The sequence below is a fragment of the Eudoraea sp. genome (genome assembly GCF_049669105.1).
GTDB lineage: Bacteria > Bacteroidota > Bacteroidia > Flavobacteriales > Flavobacteriaceae > Eudoraea.
This window is the reverse complement of sequence record NZ_JBATKE010000250.1, coordinates 1-2,764: the sequence shown is the minus strand read 5'-3', so window position 1 is coordinate 2,764 and position 2,764 is coordinate 1. Positions and strand designations below refer to the sequence as shown.

6 protein-coding genes are annotated in these 2,764 nt (G+C 32.1%); all 6 read right to left on the bottom strand.

The window, feature by feature from the left end:
• Window positions 1-372 (bottom strand): transposase (locus WBM60_RS17660; protein ID WP_424283427.1); only part of this gene is annotated, 372 nt, incomplete at its 3' end.
• Window positions 373-533: 161 nt separating this feature from the next.
• The gene (locus tag WBM60_RS17655; protein ID WP_424283426.1) at window positions 534-1,400 is read right to left on the bottom strand and encodes a lysostaphin resistance A-like protein; all 867 of its coding nucleotides are present in this window, start codon (window positions 1,398-1,400) and stop codon (window positions 534-536) included.
• Between the two features lie 198 nt (window positions 1,401-1,598).
• Complete coding sequence (locus tag WBM60_RS17650; protein ID WP_424277314.1) at window positions 1,599-1,748, bottom strand: hypothetical protein; 150 nt, start codon at window positions 1,746-1,748, stop codon at window positions 1,599-1,601.
• Window positions 1,749-1,771: 23 nt separating this feature from the next.
• Window positions 1,772-1,957, bottom strand: coding sequence for a hypothetical protein (locus tag WBM60_RS17645; RefSeq protein ID WP_424277313.1), 186 nt, complete (start codon window positions 1,955-1,957; stop codon window positions 1,772-1,774).
• Between the two features lie 130 nt (window positions 1,958-2,087).
• Window positions 2,088-2,399, bottom strand: a complete 312-nt coding sequence (locus tag WBM60_RS17640; RefSeq protein WP_424277312.1) for a hypothetical protein — start codon at window positions 2,397-2,399, stop codon at window positions 2,088-2,090.
• A gap of 121 nt (window positions 2,400-2,520) precedes the next feature.
• Window positions 2,521-2,764, bottom strand: a 244-nt coding sequence (locus WBM60_RS17635; protein WP_424277311.1) for a four helix bundle protein, incomplete at its 5' end; no start/stop codon positions are given.

Here is a 2,764-nt window from a genome sequence, read left to right as displayed (position 1 = left end):
TTTGATCACTTTTCCACTCCATAATTCTATGGGTTTATTATGTTGTTGCCAAAACTGTCTTTTTATTACATTGCTTTTTTGTTTTCCCGCCCGCTCCATTATTCTAAGCATCCATTCTTTTCTACTTTCCTGAGGGTTTTCTTTTATAGCCTTTATTAGTTCTCTGGCAGTAAATCCTTTGAAGTCCCTTAACAGACCAGAAGGATCCCCGTTAACAGAACGAAAAAATAAATGGACATGATTTGACATTAAACAGTATGCCAATACCTCCATGCCTTTTTCTTTTCTACAGTGATTAATACTCTCTGCCAATATTGAAAAATATAGTTGCCTTGTAAATACATCCAACCAATGAACTGTAGTAAAACTTATGAATTACACAGCTGTCGGGTTATGAAATTTATACTTTCGACTCATTGGTAATTAAACTGATTATATACCTACTGATGTTCAGCAAGAACGCTACACATATGTTTTAAGGCACGAGCCTGAGGCTCGCGCCATCGAAGGCGTAAATCGTATGAAGGAGTGACTTAATTAAAAATAGTTTTTTTATTCTCATTCCCATATCTATTAAAATAATACATCGTCAAGATTATTAATACTGTTAGTGATAAAACAGATAATACAGAACCCTCAAACCCAAAATCTCCACCGTTGAAATTGTTTTTTTCAACTAAATCAAAATTTACTATTGAATAAGAATTTTTACCACTGACATTAAATCCTAATAACGATTGAAAAAAATTCCAACTAAAATGAAGTGAGATGGGAAACCATAGATTTTTAGTGTAGATATAGGGTAGTCCTAAAAGTATCCCAGCCAGAAAAAGATTTACCAAGCCAATAAAAGTTATGTTTTGGTTTAATGCGTGCATAGTGGTAAAGATTATAGCTGATACTAGCAAAGCCATATTCTTGTTCATAGAGTTCATCAAGTTTCGCAAGATATAACCACGAAATAAAGCTTCTTCTGAAAAAGCTACACTTAAAAAAATAACAAATACTATCAGGAAATCAGAGTAGAAGAAAGTTATAGAAATAAACTTTATTTGATTAAAAGATACTAAAATTACATATCCAAATCCCATAATTAGTATGCCAATTAGGAGACCTATAAAAATATCCTTTCCTTTATTTTTATATTGAAATCCAAGATTCAAAAAAGGCTCTTTATCAATATATTTCATGAATAGAAAAAGAACCAGGAAGGTTCCTAAAAGGGTAAAAATAGACGAAATCAATTGTTGTTCAGTGGATGCTGCAGCGATAACCTTATTATCTATGTAAGCCTCAGAAACAGCGGTGCCAACATACTTAAATAAACCTACAATAAAGATATAAGGAATAATGAGTGTTGTTATACGCTTCCAACTATTTCTTTTATCACTTTGTTTCATATAGAATTCAATAATTATATTTAAAAATTTTTTTATCTCAAATTTTACAATAAAATTGTAATTAATTTTTGATTTATCTCAAGTACTTTAGGTTTATTTATATTAACTAACATACATGCTACTAAGCTCATAAAAAATTTAAAAACGGGCGCATTAACTACACCCGTTTATTTATGAGATTGAACTGATATTTATTCTTTAAAAAACACCATTGTTATACGCATTTTTAAACCCTTTGACAAAATCGTCGGTTTCTGCGAGAATTATATCATAAACATCTTTAATCCAGCCACCACCATTGATCTGTAGAGCTTCTTCACTATTAATTTCTGTTAAGTTACTTTTCATACTATTATATTTATTATAAATTATTATCCCTGAGTTGCTCGATATCCCATATAATCACTAACGAAAAGTGCTGCTCCGACATTGCCATGATATCTTCCTAAAGCACCAAAAAATGTTCCAGCGGCCTCACCCAACCATGAACCACCATGAACTAATTTTGCTGAAGAGTCGCTCATCTCATTAACTCCATAATTTTCTAAATTTTTCATTTTATTAATTTTAATTTATTAATTTTTGTTTTTGTAACCAAAGCCAAAATTTTTTTAAGCGCTGCTCTGTATTACATTGTAAAGATGGTAGTAAACACTCTCAAATTGTGCTAGTAAAAAATAAAAAATGTTAAAATTCTAGGACTTTTCTTAGATTGGCAAAAGCATGGCCTCCAGAAAGTTCTCTTTCTGTTTTGTCATCCAATTCTTCCAAATAGAAGCCACATTTGAACATAGTCATTTCTGAATACAAATAACTCTGTCTAGCTAAATCATAATATATAGGGGCGTTCATTTCCTTCATAGTGTCAATTATCCTAAAGACTGTTGCCTCAGAGACCTCTAGTCGTTTTGCTAAATCACTTGGACGACCAGTAGCCTTCAATCGTATTAATTGATCAACCCTTTCCAATTTTGCTATTTGTTTTATTATTTGTTTCATAATTTTAAGGCATTAATATTAACCAGCTGATTTTATTTTCATTATGAATTTTGCCCCCTGCTAGCGCGAGCGTCATGCTCGTGATCTGAGGAAGGACGAAATAAGAAGTACGAGATTATAATTATTGGTTTTGTTTGACCTTGTTTTTCCGGGCAGTTTTAATTGATGCCACTACAATCGCCAAAAGTTCATTCGCCTCTTGTATCAACAGTTTCATTTCCGTTTTACCCGGGTCCAGGACCTCTTGAAATAATTCCAACCAATAAATGGATTCATCCACTTCTTCTTCCACAATTTTAAGTTTGTATATAAAATCTGCTGTTGATTTAGCCCGCTGGGAGGCTCTATAATTAGCCCCTACTGAA

Coding starts and splice junctions, on each gene's coding strand:
- WBM60_RS17650 (WP_424277314.1), bottom strand. CDS start 1,748: ATGAAAAGTAACTTAACAGAAATTAATAGTGAAGAAGCTCTACAGATC.
- WBM60_RS17640 (WP_424277312.1), bottom strand. CDS start 2,399: ATGAAACAAATAATAAAACAAATAGCAAAATTGGAAAGGGTTGATCAA.
- WBM60_RS17655 (WP_424283426.1), bottom strand. CDS start 1,400: ATGAAACAAAGTGATAAAAGAAATAGTTGGAAGCGTATAACAACACTC.
- WBM60_RS17645 (WP_424277313.1), bottom strand. CDS start 1,957: ATGAAAAATTTAGAAAATTATGGAGTTAATGAGATGAGCGACTCTTCA.